Here is a 15,423-nt window from a genome sequence, read left to right as displayed (position 1 = left end):
CCGGCGGCGTCAGTGCGCGGCGTCGGCCTTCTTCCGCCGCGGGATCAGGTGCATGATCAGCACGACGATCGCGCCCACGATCAGGCCCACCAGAGCGGATGCCACGGTCCCCGCGGTCCACGAGAGCACGCCGCCGAATCCGCCGTGCACGAGCTCGCCGAACCAGTGCTCGAGATCGTGGAGACGATCGGCAGGCCAATGGAATCCGGCCTCGCCGACGTTGACGAGCAGGATGTGCCCACCGACCCACAGCATGGCGGCGATCCCGACCACGGTGAGAACGGTCATCAGCTTCGGCATCGCCGTCACGAGACCGCGACCGACGCGCTGAGCGAAGGTCGATTTCCGTTTCGCGAGCGCCAGGCCGACATCGTCCATCTTCACGATCAGGGCGACCACGCCGTACACCAGGACGGTGATGAGGACGGCGACGACGAGGAGGACGAGCAGTCGGGTCAGGAAGGGTTCGTCCTCGACCGTGGCCAGCGAGATCACCATGATCTCGGCCGACAGGATCAGGTCGGTGCGGATCGCGCCGCCGATCATGGCCTTCTCGAACTCGGGCCCCTTCTCCGCCGCGGTGGCCTCTTCTTCGTGGTGGCCGCCGGTGAGCGCTTCGTAGACCTTCTCGGCGCCCTCGTAGCAGAGGAACAGACCACCGGCGATGAGCAGATACGGCAGGGCCTGCGGGAGGAACTGACTCAGGATCATCGCGACCGGCAGGATGATCAGGAGCTTGTTGCGGATCGACCCGATCGCGATCTTGCGGATGATCGGCAGTTCGCGATCGGGGGTGAACCCGTGCACGTAGCGAGGGGTGACGGCCGTGTCGTCGACGACCACGCCCGCTGCCTTGACGCTCGCCCTGCCGGCTGCGGCGCCGATGTCGTCTATGGATGCCGCGGCTGCCTTCGCAAGTACCGCGACGTCGTCCAGAAGGGCGACGAGACCACCAGCCACGGGTACCTCCCACAGTTCGGCTGCACCGAGCCGATCGACCGACACGCGATTACGAGTCGTCTCAGAACGCTACCGGACCTGCGATGACGTGCAACGCGGTGTCCGGAGCATGTCGGGGACGACTTCGTCCACACCGGGCGCCCTACGCGGACGCCCGGCGTGACAGATCTGTGGGTACCCGATGGATGCGGTTGCCGAACTCGATCATGCCGGCGACGTCAGTTCGGCGATCAGCGCCTCGACCTTCGTCCGTATCTCGTCACGGATCGGACGCACGGCGTCGATTCCTCGTCCGGCCGGGTCGTCGAGCACCCAGTCCCGGTAGGACGTACCGGGGAACACCGGGCAGGTGTCGCCGCAGCCCATCGTGATCACGACGTCGGAGGCCTGCACGGCGTCGGCGGTGAGGATCTTCGGGTTCTCGCCGGAGATGTCGATGCCGACCTCGGCCATCGCTGCGACCGCAGCAGGGTTCACCTCGGGGGCGGGTGCGGACCCGGCGGAACGGACTGTGATGCGGTCCCCCGCGAGATGACTCAGGAACCCGGCGGCCATCTGGGACCGACCGGCATTGTGCACGCACACGAACAACACCGACGGGACCGTGGTCACGACGCACCTCCGGCGCGTGCGGCGAAACGTGTACGCAGAGCCAGAGCCACATACACGAGTGCGACGAGGACGGGCACTTCGATGAGTGGTCCGACGACTCCAGCCAGGGCCTGCCCGGACGCGACGCCGAACGTGCCGATCGCGACGGCGATGGCGAGTTCGAAATTGTTGCCCGCGGCGGTGAAGGCGAGTGTGGTGGTGCGTTCGTAGCCGAGTCCTACTGCAGCGCCGAACAGATACCCGCTCCCCCACATGATCGCGAAGTACGCCAGCAGGGGCAGCGCGATGCGTACGACGTCGAGTGGTCGCGAGGTGATCTGTTCGCCTTGCAGCGCGAACAGGATCACGATGGTGAACAGCAGTCCGTACAGCGCCCACGGTCCGATGCGCGGCAGGAAGGTCTGCTCGTACCAGCTGCGGCCCTTGGCCTTCTCGCCGAATCGACGAGTGAGGAAACCGGCGACGAGCGGAATTCCGAGGAAGATCAGCACGGATTTCGCGATCTCCCATGGGGAGACGTCGAGACCGGTCTGCTCGAGGCCGAGCCATCCGGGCAGCACCGACAGGTAGAACCAGCCGAGAGCGGCGAACATGATCACCTGGAAGACCGAGTTGATCGCGACCAGCACGGCTGCGGCTTCCCGGTCGCCGCACGCCAGGTCGTTCCAGATGATCACCATCGCGATGCAGCGCGCGAGGCCGACGATGATCAGACCGGTGCGGTATTCGGGCAGATCCGGCAGCATCAGCCACGCGAGCGCGAACATCAGTGCGGGACCGACGATCCAGTTGAGGATCAGCGACGAGATCAACAGGGTGCGGTCGCCGGTGACCGTGTCGAGACGGTCGTAGCGCACCTTCGCCAGCACCGGGTACATCATGATCAGCAGACCGAGGGCGATCGGCAGCGAGATTCCGTCGATCTCGATGAAACCCAGGGCTTCCCCGAGTCCGGGAATCATGCGGCCGAGCAGCAGGCCCACGACGATGGCGGTGCCGATCCACACGGGCAGGAAGCGGTCGAGTGTCGACATCCTGCCCATCACGGGAGTGTCCACCGCGGTGCGCTCACTCATGCAGGTACCTCGGTCGACTCGATCCCGAGCACCTCGGAGAGTTGCCGTAATGCAGCCGGAACCACCCAGTAGTACACCCACGTTCCGCGACGCTCGCACTCGAGCAGGCCTGCCTCGCGCAGAACTCTGAGGTGGTGCGAGATCGTCGGTTGGGACAGATCGAACGATCCCGAGATGTCGCACACGCACGCCTCACCGCCGGCATGGCTCGCGACGAGCGACAGCAACCGCAGACGCACCGGATCGCCGAGGGCCTTGAACATCCGGGCGAGGTCGACGGCGCGATCGCCCGTCAGGGGTTGGCGCACGAGCGGAGAGCAGCAGGCGTCGTCACCCGCGAGATCTTGATTCGACACACGTCTATATTGACAGATGTCGAATCTACGGACGGATCCGGATGGTGAAGCTGCCCGGATCGGACACGGAACAATGGCGGCATGGCCAACTCGCCGTCCGGTGACTCGATGCTCGACCGCGTCGTCCGCATCCTCGAGTCGTTCGACGACACCCAACCCCGCCTGACGGTCGGGAGTCTCGCCCGCAGGTCCGGCATCCCGCAGGCCACGACCTACCGGCTCGTCGGCGAGCTGGTGCAACACGGTTTGCTCACCCGGGACGACGACGGCCGGGTACGGCTCGGTCTGCGCCTGTGGGAACTCGTCGCGCGCAGTGCACCCGCGCGGGATCTGCGGGAGGCGGCGCTGCCCTTCCTGCAGGACGTGCAGTCGGTGGTGCACCAGCACACCCAGCTCGCGGTCCTGCAGGACGACGAGGTCCTCGTCCTCGAACGGCTGTCGGCGTCCGATTCGGTGGTCAACCAGGCCTCGGTCGCGCGTCGGCTCCCCGTCCACGACACGTCGCTGGGCATGTCGATGCTCGCGTTCTCACCTGCGGAGGTGCAGGAAACCTATCGGCGACGACATCCCGAGGTGGAGAAGCGGTTCGCTGCCACGACGAGGGATTTCCGTCGCGCGCTCGCGGAGGTCCGCCGCCGGGGTTATGCGCGCTTCGACGGTGTGCTCGACGAGGGCACCACGGGCATCGCGGTGCCCGTCCTCGCACGGTCGGGTCATGCCATGGCGGCGCTCGGCGTGGTGGTGCCCACCGGTGCGTCCCGGCAGCAGGCCGTCGTGCCCGTCCTCATGGCCGCTGCCCGCGGAATCGCGCGCGGAGTCGGCGAGCGTCCCCCGGACTGACCCGATCGTTTTCTCATTGAACGAGAAGTCGGCGTGTTCGGGGGGTGAGGCGCACGACACTCGACGGGACGCGAATCGGATACGCGCAGCGAAGGACGAACACATGAACGCAACCCGTACGGTCGTCACCACCGAGGTCGGCATCGTCGGCGGCGGCCCGGCAGGTCTCATGCTCTCCCACCTCCTCGCGAAGGCGGGGATCGACAATATCGTCGTCGAGAAGCGTGATCACGAGACCATCCGGACCACCCACCGTGCGGGCATCCTCGAGCACGGCTCGGTCTCGCTGCTCACCGAGAGCGGAGTCGACACCCGTGTCCTGAACGAAGGGCACCGCCACGACGGCATCGATCTGCGCTTCGGAGGCGAGAGCCACCGCATCGATTTCCGGGACCTCGTAGGTGAGTCGGTGTGGTTGTATCCGCAGAACGAGGTTTTCGTCGACCTGGCCGCCTCACGCGAACGCGACGGTGGCGATGTGCGCTACAGCGTCTGCGACACAGAGGTTCTCGACATCACCACCGACACACCCAAGATCCGGTTCACCGAATCCGACGGCACGCCGGTCGAGATCCGGTGCCGATTCCTCGTCGGAGCCGACGGATCACAGAGCATCTGCCGCAAGGCGATTCCGGGGGACGTCCGTACCGACCACTTCATCGAGTACCCCTTCGCATGGTTCGGGATCCTCACCGAGGCTCCGCCGAGCGCACCCGAGTTGATCTATGCGCGTTCGGATCACGGATTCGCCCTCATCAGCCAGCGCAACGAGTCGGTGCAGCGGATGTACTTCCAGTGCGACCCGTCCGAGGACGCGTCGGCGTGGAGCGAGGACCGGATCTGGGACGAACTGCAGCGGCGTGTCGACGGCCCCGACGATTTCGAACTGAAGCGCGGCCGGATCTTCGAGCAGATGGTCCTGCCCTTCCGTTCGTACGTGTGCGAACCGATGCGGCACGGAAACCTCTTCCTGGCAGGCGATGCCGGCCACACCGTTCCGCCGACCGGTGCCAAGGGACTCAACCTCGCCCTGGCCGACGTCCGGGTGCTCTTCCGCGCGCTCGACGCGTTCTTCTCCACCGGCTCGTCCGACCTGCTCGACGCCTACAGCGACACGGCGCTGCAGCGCGTGTGGAAGGCGCAGAACTTCTCGTACTGGATGACCTCGATGCTCCACACCCGTGAGGACGCAACGTCGTTCGAGAACAAGCGGGCGCTGGGTGAACTCGCCGGGATCGTCGGTTCCCGGTACGGGCAGCAGTATCTCGCGGAGGCGTACACGGGCTGGCCCGACCGCTGATCGTCAGGGCGTGCGGGCCAGGAGTTCGTCGAGCCGATCGAGAACCCGCCTGTTGAGGAGGGTGCGGTTGCCCATCTCGCAATGCCCACCCGCACCCTCGGCGTCGGTGAACGGGATGAGAGTCACCGTGTCGCCGAGCCGATCTCCGAATGTTCCCGCACCGCGTGCGAGGGCATCGCTCTCGGCCGCCGTCACCACGACCGGGCACGAGATGCGTTCCCCGACCTCGTCGAGCGTGTACTCGTTCAGTGTCGCGAACAGTTCCCGGATGTCCGAGACTCCGTTGACCCAGAATCCGCGCGAGACGAGTTTCCAGCGCAGCGACGGATCCGCCTGCACCGCAGCCATGATCGCGTCGGCGTCCTGCGTGTGCATCGAGAGCGGATCGTCCAGGACCTCGGGGGACAGGCCGAATGCTGCCCCGAGGGCCCGGGTGCCGGCCGCGACGCTCCACTGACCGGGATCGGCGACCACCGCTGCCAGGCGATGCTCACCGGACGCTGCGCGCGGCGCGAGATACCCCCCGAGACTCCATCCGCTCAGGACGATGCGTTCGGGGTCCACGATGGGGGAGGCCGTCGCATGATCGATCACCGCGCGCACGACCACTTCCCAGTCCGGGCGCATCGGCATGTTCTGCTTGTAGAGCATCTCGCCCTGACCCGGTCCGTCGAACAGGAGACAGTGGTAGCCGCGTCGCAGTGCCGCCACCGCCGACGCGAAGAACATGTCGGTGATCGTGGCGTCGTATCCGTTGGTGAAGACGATGAGCGGCCGCACGTTGCTCTCGTGACCGGGTGCGGGGATCAGGTAGCCCGGAAGCGTGGTGTCCTCGAACGGAATCCTGGCAGCCTTCACGGGTGTGTCCCCGATCGCCAGCCCGGCATCGAAGGCCGCGACCTGCTTGTCGAAGGCAGCGATCAGACGCGGGTCGACCGGGGATCCGTACAGCGGGTGATAGGCGGTCGCGTAGTAGGCGCTCGCCCGCAGGAACAACTCGCGGGCCGAGTCGTCGTGCCCGGCGGCCGCACAGGTCTCCGCTTCGGCGACGAGACGGTCCCCGGCCTCGACCCATGCCCCGTAGAAGTCCGCGTCGTCACCGTCCCCCACCTGCCGGGCCACTGCGGCGATCTCGCCGAAGTCGGCACCGCCGTAGGGGATGTAGGCCAATGGCCAGGTTCCGAACTCGTCGTGCAGATGATCGTGGAAGAGCAGACCCATGCCGGTGCTCCTTCGAGCCGAGGTTCGCGAATCGGGGTTCTCCCTGCACGGTGACGGCACGACGACGTCACCGCTACCGGAATCAGCGGATTTCACCCTCGATCTCGTCGAACAGGAGCTTCCGCTTCGCTCTCCTATACGGCTACGAGCCCGTCCGGTGCCTTCTTCGCCAGGCGTCCGGCGAGGGCCGCGCACACCAGGAGCTGCATCTGGTGGAACAGCATGAGCGGCAGCACGATCAGGCCGATGGGCTGGCCGGGGAAGAGCACGATCGCCATGGGAAGGCCGGTGGCCAGGGACTTCGTGGAGCCGCAGAAGAGGATCGCGACACGGTCCTGGTATTCGAAACCGAGTCCGCGCGACGAGTACCAGGTGAGTGCGAGCACGATCGCGAGCAGCACCGCGCACACACCGACGAGGGCGAGCAGGCGACCGACCGACATCATCGACCAGATGCCCTCGTTCATGCCGCGGCTGAACGCCACGTACACGACGAGCATGATCGATCCGCGGTCGACGAGCTTGAGCGGCTTGCCGTGGGCCTTCACCCAGCCACCGATCCAGCGCCGCAGGAGCTGACCTACGACGAACGGCACGAGCAACATCAGCACGATGTCGAGCACGGCCGACCCGCTGAAGGTGACGCCCTGGGTGGACATCGTCAGCGCGACCAGCAGCGGCGTCGCGAAGATTCCGATGAGACTCGAGGCGCTGGCCGAGACGATCGAACCGGGGATGTTGCCGCGCGCCACAGAGACGAGCGCGATGGCGGACTGCACCGTGGACGGCAGCAGGCACAGGTACAGGACGCCGAGATAGAGCGGGTCGCTCAGGATCGACGGCACGAGCACCTTCGCGGCCAGGCCGAGCAGTGGGAAGACGACGAAGGTCGTGGCGAGGATCGTCAGGTGCAGACGCCAGTGCTTGAGACCCTCGATGGCCTCCTGCGTGGACAGGCGCGCGCCGTACAGGAAGAACAGCAACCCGATGGCGATCTTGGCGGCCCAGTTCACGCCGTCGAGTACGACCCCGTCGGCGGGCAGCAGAGCAGCGACGGCGACGGTGGCGAGGATGGCGAGCAGGAACGGGTCGAGTCGTCCGAGCACGGGGATCTTGGAGAGCACGAATCGACCGTACGGCAGCCTGAGGCCATTACAGAAGACGGTCACCACGTTTTCTGTAATCGTGATTCATGATGAAATGGAGGTTGTGTTCGATCCGGTACACCTACGGAGCTTCCTCGCCGTCGAGCGGGAGCGCGGCTTCACCGCGGCCGCCCAGCGGCTCGGCCTGCGGCAGTCGACGGTCAGTCAGCACGTCGCGCGACTCGAGAAGGAGATCGGGCGGCGCCTGTTCGTACGCGACACGCACAACGTCGAGCTCACGGCGGACGGCGCCGATATGGTCGCCTTCGCCCGCGAGATCCTCGATCGCCACGATGCCGCCCGCAGGCACTTCTCGGAGTCACCGCTCAGCGGCCGGCTGCGTTTCGGGGTCTCCGAGGACCTGGTGCTCTACGAGCTGCCGTCGATCCTCGCCGAGTTCCGGCGCAGTCATCCCCGCATCGATCTCGAACTCACCGTGGATCTGAGCGAGGATCTGCAGCGCCGGCTCGACGACAACGAACTCGATCTGGTCTTCGGCAAGCGCCGACCGGGCAGCCGCCACGGCGAGATGATCTTCCGCGAGCGCCTCGTCTTCCTCTCCGCCCCCGATTACGTCCTCGACCCGGACGAGCCGACACCGCTGGTGTCCTATCCATCGCCGGCCCTGACCCGCGACATCGCGCTCGAGGTCCTCCAGCGCAGCGGGCGCGGTGTGCGCGTCGCGTGCACGACCGACAGTCTCAACGGCCTGCGCGCCGCGGCGCTCGCCGGACTGGGCGTGGTGCTGCACGCCGAGCGGCTTCCACCACCCGGTCTCGTCCCGGTGCGCGATCCCCGACGATTGCTTCCCGATGCGGGTGAGATCGAGTTCGTGCTCATGGCGCGCCGTTCCGTACTCAGCGGTCCGGAGGCGGCACTGCGGGCGGCCATCCTCGCGAATGCGGATCGCGTGCGCGTGTGACGGTGTCGCGGATGGGTATTCCTGTGTCACGCCCGCTGGGGGCGGCATTTCTCACGCCGCAGGAGGAACCGTGTCCACAGACGCGATCGTGTTGCTGAAGGAAGACCACAAGGAGATCAAGAAACTCTTCCGCGACTTCCGGAAGGCCGAGGGGGAGAAGGAGAAGGGCAAGATCGTCGACAGGATCATCGAAGCCCTCACCGTGCACACCTACCTCGAGAACGAGTGCATGTACCCCGAGATACGCTCCCTGCTTCCCGATCTCGAGGACGACATCCTCGAGTCGTACGAGGAACACCACGTCGCCGATGTGCTCGTCGTCGAACTGGCCGGGATGAAGCCCGACGCAGAGCGTTTCGACGCGAAGACGACGGTCCTGATCGAGAACGTCGAGCATCACATCGACGAGGAGGAGGACGAGTGGTTCCCCAAGGTGCGCGAGGCGCTCGGCCGTAAGCAATTGCAGGACATCGGTGCTCGTATGCTCGAGATGAAGAAGGACGCCCCGCGGTCACCGGCACAGCCGTCCGCGCTGAAGAAGACGATCGACGCGGTGATCAGCTGACGGTGTGCTGCGGCCGGGCGAGGGAGGCGCCTCGTCCGGCCCGGCTCGCCCGGTAGGCGTCGCGCCGTGTCTCGACGAGCCAGCCCGGCCACGGATCGACGAATCCGGGGCAGTGGACGGTCGGATCGAAGGACGGCTGTTCCGAATCCTTCTCGGGCAGGCGGCGACTCAGCGTCAGGCGTCCCGCGGCTTCGAGAGGGCCGCGGGCGGAACCCACCAGGAGGGAGAATTCGAGCGGCACCTCGAGCGCCTGCACCGAGGTCGTCGAGGACGGATGCTGCCCGCGCGGAACGGCAGTGATCCACCGCGGCGTGGGATCGCTGTCGGTCCGATAGGCCATGAGTGTGCTGTAGCGGGCAGTCGACCACGAGCGGGCCGGCACCAACGTCACCCGGCCCGGCAGGTAGGCGGATGCGAGCAGGACATCCCACGGGCCGGTCTTCGAGGCGAAGCGCACCGCGAGACCGAGCACGTCCGGCATCCCGTCCGGCGTGCCGATGCCTCGCGACACCCGGGCGATCACCGGGGTGGGGCGGGGGATCTGCTGCGGCCACCAGGACGACTCGAGTTCGGCCATCCCTTCGAAGGTCTCGCCGCGGGGATGGAACACGCGTGCTCCGCGCAGCGCGGATCCCACTCGGAACGGCACGGACAGCGCCGACGACAGAGCAGTCATGGGGATGGCATACCCGTCGGTCTGTCGGTTCAATCGCGTTCGTCACTCCCTACCCCGGCAGCGTCCGATTCGGTCACGATGGAATGCATGCGTTCACCGTTGCCGGACTACCTGACCGAAGTCCTCCGAGGATGTGCCGACAGTTCGGGCACACTCGCCGACTACATCCCCGAACTGGCGAGGGCCGACCCGGACCGGTTCGCACTCACCCTCGTGACCGCCGAGGGCGCGATGTACTCCGTGGGCGACGACGACACCGAGTTCACGATCCAGTCGATCTCGAAGCCCTTCGTCTACGGTCTCGCACTGCAACAGAGAGGCTTCGACGCCGTACTCGACGTGATCGACGTCGAACCCTCCGGGGAGGCGTTCAACGAGGTCTCCCTCGAACGCAACACGGGCCGTCCGCTGAACCCGATGATCAACGCGGGTGCGCTCGCCGCACACGCCCTGGTGCTCGACGACAGGCCGGTCGCGGACTCGGTGGAGGACATCCGCTCCCTGCTGTCGTCCCTGGCCGGTCGCGACCTGGCGATCGACGAGAAGGTCGCGGCCTCGGAACTCGAGAACTCCTATCGCAATGTCGCCATCGCCAACCTCCTTCGGGGATACGAGGTTTTCGAGGACGATCCCGACGAGATCGTCGAGGGGTACATCCGGCAGTGCTCGGTGACGGTCACGACCAAGGACCTCGCGATGATGGCCGCGACACTCGCGGCCGGTGGCGTGCAACCCGTGACGTGCGAGGAGATCTTCTCGCGCGACGTGGTGCGTCAGGTGTTGTCGGTGATGGCGACCTGTGGGATGTACGACGCGGCGGGGGACTGGCTCTCCACCGTCGGCATCCCCGCCAAGAGCGGCGTGTCCGGAGGAATCATAGGAATCCTACCGGGACAGTTGGGTATTGCGGCGTACTCACCGCGCCTCGACGAGCACGGCACCAGCGTCCAGGGCGTCGCGGCCTTCGGTCGTCTCTCCCGTGACATGAGCCTGCATCTGATGGACGCGCCGATGGTCGCGCACTCGGTGTTGCGCAGAAGACATGTCATCGGTGAGGGTGACGAGTCTCTCACTCTTCTGGAGTTGCAGGGCGACCTCCAGTTCACCAGTGCCGAGGGTCTCGTGACGGCCGTGGTCGACGATCCGGTGAAGACGAAACGCCTGGTCTTCGACCTTTCCCTCGTCCGCACGGTCCTGCCTGTGGGCCGAAGGATGTTGCTGGAGATGATCGGTCGGCTCCATCGGGACGGTGTGGAGGTCGTCGTGATCGACCCCGAAGGGCATCTGCCCGATCCCGACACCGGCTACGGCTTCCGGCCGCAGGTCCACGCCTCGTGGGAAGACCTGGAGGCGCAGAGGTGAAAGGGCATTCGGCACGAAAGTGACGTGAGGGACGGCTGTGAAACTTTCCGGCACCACGGGTGGCGTTCACGCCGAGCACTGGGCTACGGTGTCGTGCGGTGTGCCTGAGGCCGGCGGCGAAAGACGCTCGTACCCCACGAAAGAAGATCCATTCATGCCGTTCCGTGAATCCCTCGTCGTCCCCGGAACCGTCCGGGTAGGAGGATGATGGCGTTGCTCACACGTTCGCCCTATCGCTGCCCCGGAGACGGCAGTGTGATCCATCAGGCGTGCGCAGGACTGCTGACCTACTGGAAGCGTCCCGTCGAGGAGCACGTCGCCCGCACTTCGCTGGGCGACACCTACGTGCTCACCACGGGTCCTGCCACCGCACCGCCGATCGTGGTGCTCGCGGGTGGCGACCTCCCGGCGGCGGGGCTGCGTCTGCTCGCCGAGCAGTTCGGCGAGCACCACCGGGTGGTGCTCGTGGACGTCCCGGGCCTTCCCGGTGCGAGCGCGGGCAGCCGGCCCGACAGCCGGATCCACACCGTCTACGGTCACTGGCTGGTCGAGGTGCTCGATGCACTCGGCGTCGAGCGGGTTCCCGTGATCGGTCTCGGCTGGTCGGCATCGGTAGCTGCTGCGGTGGAGGATCCCGACCGGATCGAGAAGCTGGTGATCGCCGCGCCGCTGGGGCTCGTCCCGCGCGTGCGCTGGAACCGCGCTCTCATCCCCGGCCTGCAGTGGCGCAACGAGCCCAACCTCGAGAACACCGAGCGGTACCTCCGGGCACTCGCCGGAGGCGACTACCGGCCCGACGAACAGACCCTGCGATGGTCCTGCCGTGTCGGCGCGTACTGCACGTCGCTGACGAACATGCCCCGCATCGATCGGGCCGTGCTGCGCCGCTGGCGCGGGCGTCCGGTCGAGGTCGTCGTGGGAATCAAGGATCCCCTCGTGCAGGTCGACGCGCTGAACAAGCTGGCAGACGACATGGGCGCGCATTTCGTGGCGCTTCCCGAGGCGGGTCATCTCCTCGCGGTCGAGACGCCGGCAGCCCTGGCGTCGATGGCCGCTGCTGCATCGGTAACAGAGAACTGAGACAACAGAGAACTGAGTACCTGGGATCCGGAAAACCGGGTCGAAAGTGGCGATGCCGGGCTGCCCCCGACGGGCGTAGCTATCAGTCCGGCATCGCCACTTCCGGTCACCCTCCCAGTGGAACCCGAGCGCTCGGGTACCCACCTCAGGGCTGTGATAATCCCCAGATTATTACGGTTTGGTCACGGGGACACCTACGACCGTACCACCTGAACGCCGAGTCGTTGCAGATGTGTGTGTCGGCGCGTCACACATCCGCGATCACGGGGACTCGATCACATCACGCCACGGCGCTGTCGGATCACGCCACAGCGGGACTCCAGTCGACCACGACCGACCGTGCGCCGATGTATTCCAGCAGGTCGCGGACCGGTCCGCCGAAGCGGAGCTGACGGGCGACCTCCAGTTCGTCGAGGTCGTCGTCCTCCGTGCCGACGAGGATCCCGTTGATCACGCTACGGGCCGCGGACACGACGAGTGTCTCCTCCTCGGCCACCCGGACCGGTACATCGTTCTCGCCCGCCACCGCGCCGACCGCCACGGCCACGTAGTCCCTGTCCTCGTCCGCGTCGTGATACGCGACCAGACGGCCGTGCAGCACGGACTCGGGCAGGATGCGGTCGAGCGTCACGCCCGAGGGAACGCTCTCGTCCTCGGGACGGATGCTCGGACCGGATGCGGCCGGTGTGGCCGGGGATGCCGTGGGCTGCGCGGCGGCGTACAGGGGTACACGCCGAGACGTCCAGCCGAAGTAGGTTTCGCGTTGCGCATACATCGCACCTGCGCCTCCTCGATAGGACTTCGTCTCTACCTCCAGTGTGCTCCGGGCCACCGACACGTTTTGCGGCTCCGAAGGAGGCGTCCCGAGGGGTCGTACGAGCTAGTCGCGCGAGGCCCGGACGCCGGGTGAGACGAGCACTCGGCCGAGGACCGCGAAGATCGCGAGGATCACCAGCGAGCAGATCCCGGCGAGGGCGGCACCGCCTACGACCAGGGCGTAGTCGCTGCGCGCGAGACCGTCGACGATGGGCCTTCCCACCCCGCCGAAGCTCACCGCCGCGGCGATCGTGGCGGTCGCGACGATCTGCACGGCGGCGGTGCGCAGGCCGACGAGGATCAGCGGCAGAGCCACCGGGAGCTGGGCTCGCAGCAGGATCTGGGACGAGGTCATCCCCATCCCGCGGGCGGCGTCGGTCAGCGCCGGGTCGACCCCGCGGATCCCTTCGTAGGAGTTCAACAGGATGGGTGGAATCGCGAGTGCCACCAGCGGCACCATCACCGGAACAAGTCCGATCCCGTACAGCACGACAAGCAACACGAGCAGGCCGTAGGTCGGGAGAGCGCGTGCGGCGTTCGCCGTGAGCGACACGAGCACACCACCGCGGCCCGTGTGACCCGTCCACAGACCGAGTGGCAACGCGAGGAGCACGGAGATCACGAACGCGAGCAGGGTGTAACCGAAGTGCTGGCCCAGTCGCGTCGGGATCCCGGACGCGCCCGACCAGTTCGCGGAGTCGCCGAAGTACTCGGCCAGATAGTTCAGCAGCGTCGTCATCGGCGCACCTTCGAGGTGCGGCGCATCCACGGCGTGGTGAGACGCTGGACGAGCACGAGCACCGCGTCGACGACCAGTGCCATCACGACGGTCGCGATGATGCCGATGATCGCCAGATCGAGTCGGTCGAGCTGCACCGAGGCGGTGAACAGTGCCCCGAAGGCGCCCATGCCTATGAGCGCTCCGACGCTCACCATGCTGATGTTCGCGACCGTCGCGACCCGCAGCCCCGCGATGACCGCGGGGATCGCCAGCGGCAGGTCGACGGTGAGCAACCGGCGAGGCGTCGAGAATCCCATCGCCACCGCCGACTGGCGGACACTGTCGGGCACGGCGCGCAATCCGTCGACGACGTTCGGGACGAGGCCCGCCAGCGCGTAGACGGCCAGCGGAAGGATCACGGTGGTCCGGCTGATCCCGGTGAACGCGATGAGCAGGACGAAGAAGGCAAGCGACGGAATCGAATACAGGACGCTGCAGACCGCGAGCACCGGGGCGTACACCCGCGGCCACCGCACGCACGCGAGGCCCAGCGGCAGAGCGAGGACGAGGCCGAGCAGCGACGCGCCGAGGGCCATGACGAGATGATCGCCGAGCAGTTCCCAGAACGTCCCGAGATAACCGGGAATCCGCAGGCTCACCGCGACTTCCGCATCTCGAGCGGAGACGGGGTGCCGGCCTCCCTGTGGTTGTGCGCCGCGCGGACCGCCGCCGCCACCTCTTCGCCACTGATCACCCCGAGCGCACGTCCGTCGTCGTCCACCGCCACGGCATGGCCCGACGGTGAGAGCACGGCCGCGTCGAGCACGACGCGCAGCGGATCCCGCCCGGGAACGAACGGCTTTCCGGCCGGTAGAAATTCCGCATCGGCACTGCCGTCGCGCCACCCCGTCGGGCGCCCGTCGTCGTCGACGACGAGAAGCCAGCCGTCGCCGACGGCGAGTTCGGAGGCATCGCGGGTGACGATCGGATCGGTACGCAGCGGCAGGTCGGCGGACGAGAAGAACGACATGAGCCGCACACCGCGGTCGACGCCGAGGAATCCGGCGACGAAATCGTCGGCGGGGGAGGTGAGAAGCTCCTCCGGGGTCGCGTACTGGGCGAGCACCCCGCCCGGCCGCAGGACGGCCACGCGGTCGCCGAGCTTGATCGCCTCGTCGATGTCGTGGGTGACGAGCACGATCGTCTTGGCCAGCACCGATTGCAGGCGCAGGAGTTCGTCCTGCAGATCCTTGCGGACCACGGGATCGACCGCGGAGAACGGCTCGTCCATCAACAGGATCGGAGGATCGGCCGCCAGCGCGCGGGCCACACCGACACGCTGTTGCTGCCCGCCGGACAGCTGAGCCGGATAGCGTTGCGCCAGTTCTTTTCCGAGGCCGACCCGGGTGAGCACGTCCATCGCGGTCGCGCGGGCCTCCTTACGACTCGCGCCGAGCAACCGGGGAACGGTGGCGACGTTGTCGACCACCGTGCGATGGGGGAACAGCCCGGCGTGCTGGATGACGTATCCGATGCCGCGGCGCAGGATCCGGGGATCCTCGTCCCGGACGTCGCGGCCCCCGACGAGCACACGCCCGCCCGAGGGCTCGATCATCCGGTTGATCATGCGCAACGAGGTGGTCTTCCCGCATCCCGACGGCCCGACGAACACCGTCAGGGTGCCCGTCGGGACTTCCAGCGAAAGTCCGTCGACGGCGACGGTCCCGTCGGGATAACGCTTCTCGACGTTGTCGAATGTGATCACGCGGCA

17 protein-coding genes are annotated in these 15,423 nt (G+C 67.0%); 6 read left to right on the top strand and 11 right to left on the bottom strand.

Annotation, left to right across the window (positions count from 1 at the left end; translation table 11 throughout):
* Positions 1 to 9: 9 nt before the first annotated feature.
* The 4 genes from ACWPOC_RS01515 to ACWPOC_RS01500 all read right to left on the bottom strand — a co-directional run bounded on the left by ACWPOC_RS01515 (position 10) and on the right by ACWPOC_RS01500 (position 3,004).
* The gene (locus ACWPOC_RS01515) at positions 10 to 960 is read right to left on the bottom strand and encodes a DUF808 domain-containing protein (protein ID WP_183070775.1); all 951 of its coding nucleotides are present in this window, start codon (positions 958 to 960) and stop codon (positions 10 to 12) included.
* 204 nt (positions 961 to 1,164) lie between these two features.
* Positions 1,165 to 1,572: an arsenate reductase ArsC gene (locus ACWPOC_RS01510; RefSeq protein WP_120280870.1), complete on the bottom strand. Its 408-nt coding sequence runs from the start codon at positions 1,570 to 1,572 to the stop codon at positions 1,165 to 1,167.
* On the bottom strand, positions 1,569 to 2,648 hold the full coding sequence (gene arsB / locus ACWPOC_RS01505; protein WP_327204010.1) for an ACR3 family arsenite efflux transporter: 1,080 nt from the start codon (positions 2,646 to 2,648) through the stop codon (positions 1,569 to 1,571). Before arsB ends, ACWPOC_RS01510 begins: the two co-directional genes overlap by 4 nt.
* A complete protein-coding gene (locus ACWPOC_RS01500; RefSeq protein ID WP_159417169.1) occupies positions 2,645 to 3,004 on the bottom strand; it encodes an ArsR/SmtB family transcription factor in 360 nt (119 codons plus the stop codon). Before ACWPOC_RS01500 ends, arsB begins: the two co-directional genes overlap by 4 nt.
* Before the next feature lie 81 nt (positions 3,005 to 3,085).
* Here ACWPOC_RS01500 and ACWPOC_RS01495 point away from each other — a divergent pair, with 81 nt between their 5' ends.
* Positions 3,086 to 3,844: an IclR family transcriptional regulator gene (locus ACWPOC_RS01495; RefSeq protein WP_159417170.1), complete on the top strand. Its 759-nt coding sequence runs from the start codon at positions 3,086 to 3,088 to the stop codon at positions 3,842 to 3,844.
* Positions 3,845 to 3,947: 103 nt separating this feature from the next.
* Positions 3,948 to 5,144, top strand: coding sequence for a 4-hydroxybenzoate 3-monooxygenase (locus ACWPOC_RS01490; protein ID WP_455407889.1), 1,197 nt, complete (start codon positions 3,948 to 3,950; stop codon positions 5,142 to 5,144).
* Between the two features lie 3 nt (positions 5,145 to 5,147).
* Here the strand turns inward: ACWPOC_RS01490 and ACWPOC_RS01485 are convergent, their stop codons facing one another.
* Entirely contained in the window at positions 5,148 to 6,365 is a 1,218-nt protein-coding gene (locus ACWPOC_RS01485; protein WP_268654878.1) for an alpha/beta hydrolase, read from the bottom strand.
* 134 nt (positions 6,366 to 6,499) lie between these two features.
* On the bottom strand, positions 6,500 to 7,489 hold the full coding sequence (locus ACWPOC_RS01480) for a bile acid:sodium symporter family protein (protein WP_159417172.1): 990 nt from the start codon (positions 7,487 to 7,489) through the stop codon (positions 6,500 to 6,502).
* Between the two features lie 76 nt (positions 7,490 to 7,565).
* Between ACWPOC_RS01480 and ACWPOC_RS01475 the strand changes: the two genes are divergently transcribed.
* Positions 7,566 to 8,432: a LysR family transcriptional regulator gene (locus tag ACWPOC_RS01475; RefSeq protein ID WP_455407888.1), complete on the top strand. Its 867-nt coding sequence runs from the start codon at positions 7,566 to 7,568 to the stop codon at positions 8,430 to 8,432.
* Positions 8,433 to 8,502: 70 nt separating this feature from the next.
* The gene (locus ACWPOC_RS01470) at positions 8,503 to 8,997 is read left to right on the top strand and encodes a hemerythrin domain-containing protein (protein ID WP_159417173.1); all 495 of its coding nucleotides are present in this window, start codon (positions 8,503 to 8,505) and stop codon (positions 8,995 to 8,997) included.
* Here ACWPOC_RS01470 and ACWPOC_RS01465 read toward each other — a convergent pair.
* Positions 8,990 to 9,673, bottom strand: coding sequence for a phosphodiesterase (locus tag ACWPOC_RS01465; RefSeq protein ID WP_159417174.1), 684 nt, complete (start codon positions 9,671 to 9,673; stop codon positions 8,990 to 8,992). The genes ACWPOC_RS01470 and ACWPOC_RS01465 overlap by 8 nt on opposite strands.
* Positions 9,674 to 9,760: 87 nt before the next feature.
* On the opposite strand from ACWPOC_RS01465, the gene ACWPOC_RS01460 reads away from it, so the two are divergent.
* Both ACWPOC_RS01460 and ACWPOC_RS01455 read left to right on the top strand, forming a co-directional pair.
* Positions 9,761 to 11,035, top strand: a complete 1,275-nt coding sequence (locus tag ACWPOC_RS01460) for a glutaminase (RefSeq protein WP_455407887.1) — start codon at positions 9,761 to 9,763, stop codon at positions 11,033 to 11,035.
* Positions 11,036 to 11,242: 207 nt separating this feature from the next.
* Positions 11,243 to 12,115 carry an alpha/beta fold hydrolase gene (locus ACWPOC_RS01455; RefSeq protein WP_455407886.1) on the top strand — a complete coding sequence of 291 codons (873 nt, stop codon included), beginning with the start codon at positions 11,243 to 11,245 and terminating at the stop codon, positions 12,113 to 12,115.
* A 301-nt stretch (positions 12,116 to 12,416) separates the two neighbouring features.
* On the opposite strand, the gene ACWPOC_RS01450 is transcribed toward ACWPOC_RS01455, so the two are convergent.
* The 4 genes from ACWPOC_RS01450 to ACWPOC_RS01435 form a co-directional block, all read right to left on the bottom strand.
* Complete coding sequence (locus tag ACWPOC_RS01450; RefSeq protein WP_120280864.1) at positions 12,417 to 12,890, bottom strand: hypothetical protein; 474 nt, start codon at positions 12,888 to 12,890, stop codon at positions 12,417 to 12,419.
* A 105-nt stretch (positions 12,891 to 12,995) separates the two neighbouring features.
* Positions 12,996 to 13,670: an ABC transporter permease gene (locus tag ACWPOC_RS01445; RefSeq protein WP_183070615.1), complete on the bottom strand. Its 675-nt coding sequence runs from the start codon at positions 13,668 to 13,670 to the stop codon at positions 12,996 to 12,998.
* Entirely contained in the window at positions 13,667 to 14,311 is a 645-nt protein-coding gene (locus ACWPOC_RS01440; RefSeq protein ID WP_060652536.1) for an ABC transporter permease, read from the bottom strand. Before ACWPOC_RS01440 ends, ACWPOC_RS01445 begins: the two co-directional genes overlap by 4 nt.
* Positions 14,308 to 15,417, bottom strand: coding sequence for an ABC transporter ATP-binding protein (locus ACWPOC_RS01435; protein ID WP_120280862.1), 1,110 nt, complete (start codon positions 15,415 to 15,417; stop codon positions 14,308 to 14,310). The genes ACWPOC_RS01440 and ACWPOC_RS01435 overlap by 4 nt, the downstream gene beginning before the upstream one ends.
* Between the last annotated feature and the right edge of the window lie 6 nt (positions 15,418 to 15,423).

Source organism: Rhodococcus sp. 5G237, assembly GCF_053764735.1.
The sequence above is the reverse complement of the archived record's forward strand: the minus strand, read 5'-3'. Positions and strand labels throughout refer to the sequence as shown.

What these genes read in the sequence shown, in the direction of transcription:
- ACWPOC_RS01495 (WP_159417170.1), top strand. Translation starts at nt 3,086, where the DNA reads ATGGCCAACTCGCCGTCCGGTGACTCGATGCTCGACCGCGTCGTCCGC.
- ACWPOC_RS01465 (WP_159417174.1), bottom strand. Translation starts at nt 9,673, where the DNA reads ATGACTGCTCTGTCGTCGGCGCTGTCCGTGCCGTTCCGAGTGGGATCC.
- ACWPOC_RS01450 (WP_120280864.1), bottom strand. Translation starts at nt 12,890, where the DNA reads ATGTATGCGCAACGCGAAACCTACTTCGGCTGGACGTCTCGGCGTGTA.
- ACWPOC_RS01445 (WP_183070615.1), bottom strand. Translation starts at nt 13,670, where the DNA reads ATGACGACGCTGCTGAACTATCTGGCCGAGTACTTCGGCGACTCCGCG.
- ACWPOC_RS01460 (WP_455407887.1), top strand. Translation starts at nt 9,761, where the DNA reads ATGCGTTCACCGTTGCCGGACTACCTGACCGAAGTCCTCCGAGGATGT.
- ACWPOC_RS01475 (WP_455407888.1), top strand. Translation starts at nt 7,566, where the DNA reads ATGGAGGTTGTGTTCGATCCGGTACACCTACGGAGCTTCCTCGCCGTC.
- ACWPOC_RS01490 (WP_455407889.1), top strand. Translation starts at nt 3,948, where the DNA reads ATGAACGCAACCCGTACGGTCGTCACCACCGAGGTCGGCATCGTCGGC.
- ACWPOC_RS01485 (WP_268654878.1), bottom strand. Translation starts at nt 6,365, where the DNA reads ATGGGTCTGCTCTTCCACGATCATCTGCACGACGAGTTCGGAACCTGG.
- arsB (WP_327204010.1), bottom strand. Translation starts at nt 2,648, where the DNA reads ATGAGTGAGCGCACCGCGGTGGACACTCCCGTGATGGGCAGGATGTCG.
- ACWPOC_RS01455 (WP_455407886.1), top strand. Translation starts at nt 11,243, where the DNA reads ATGGCGTTGCTCACACGTTCGCCCTATCGCTGCCCCGGAGACGGCAGT.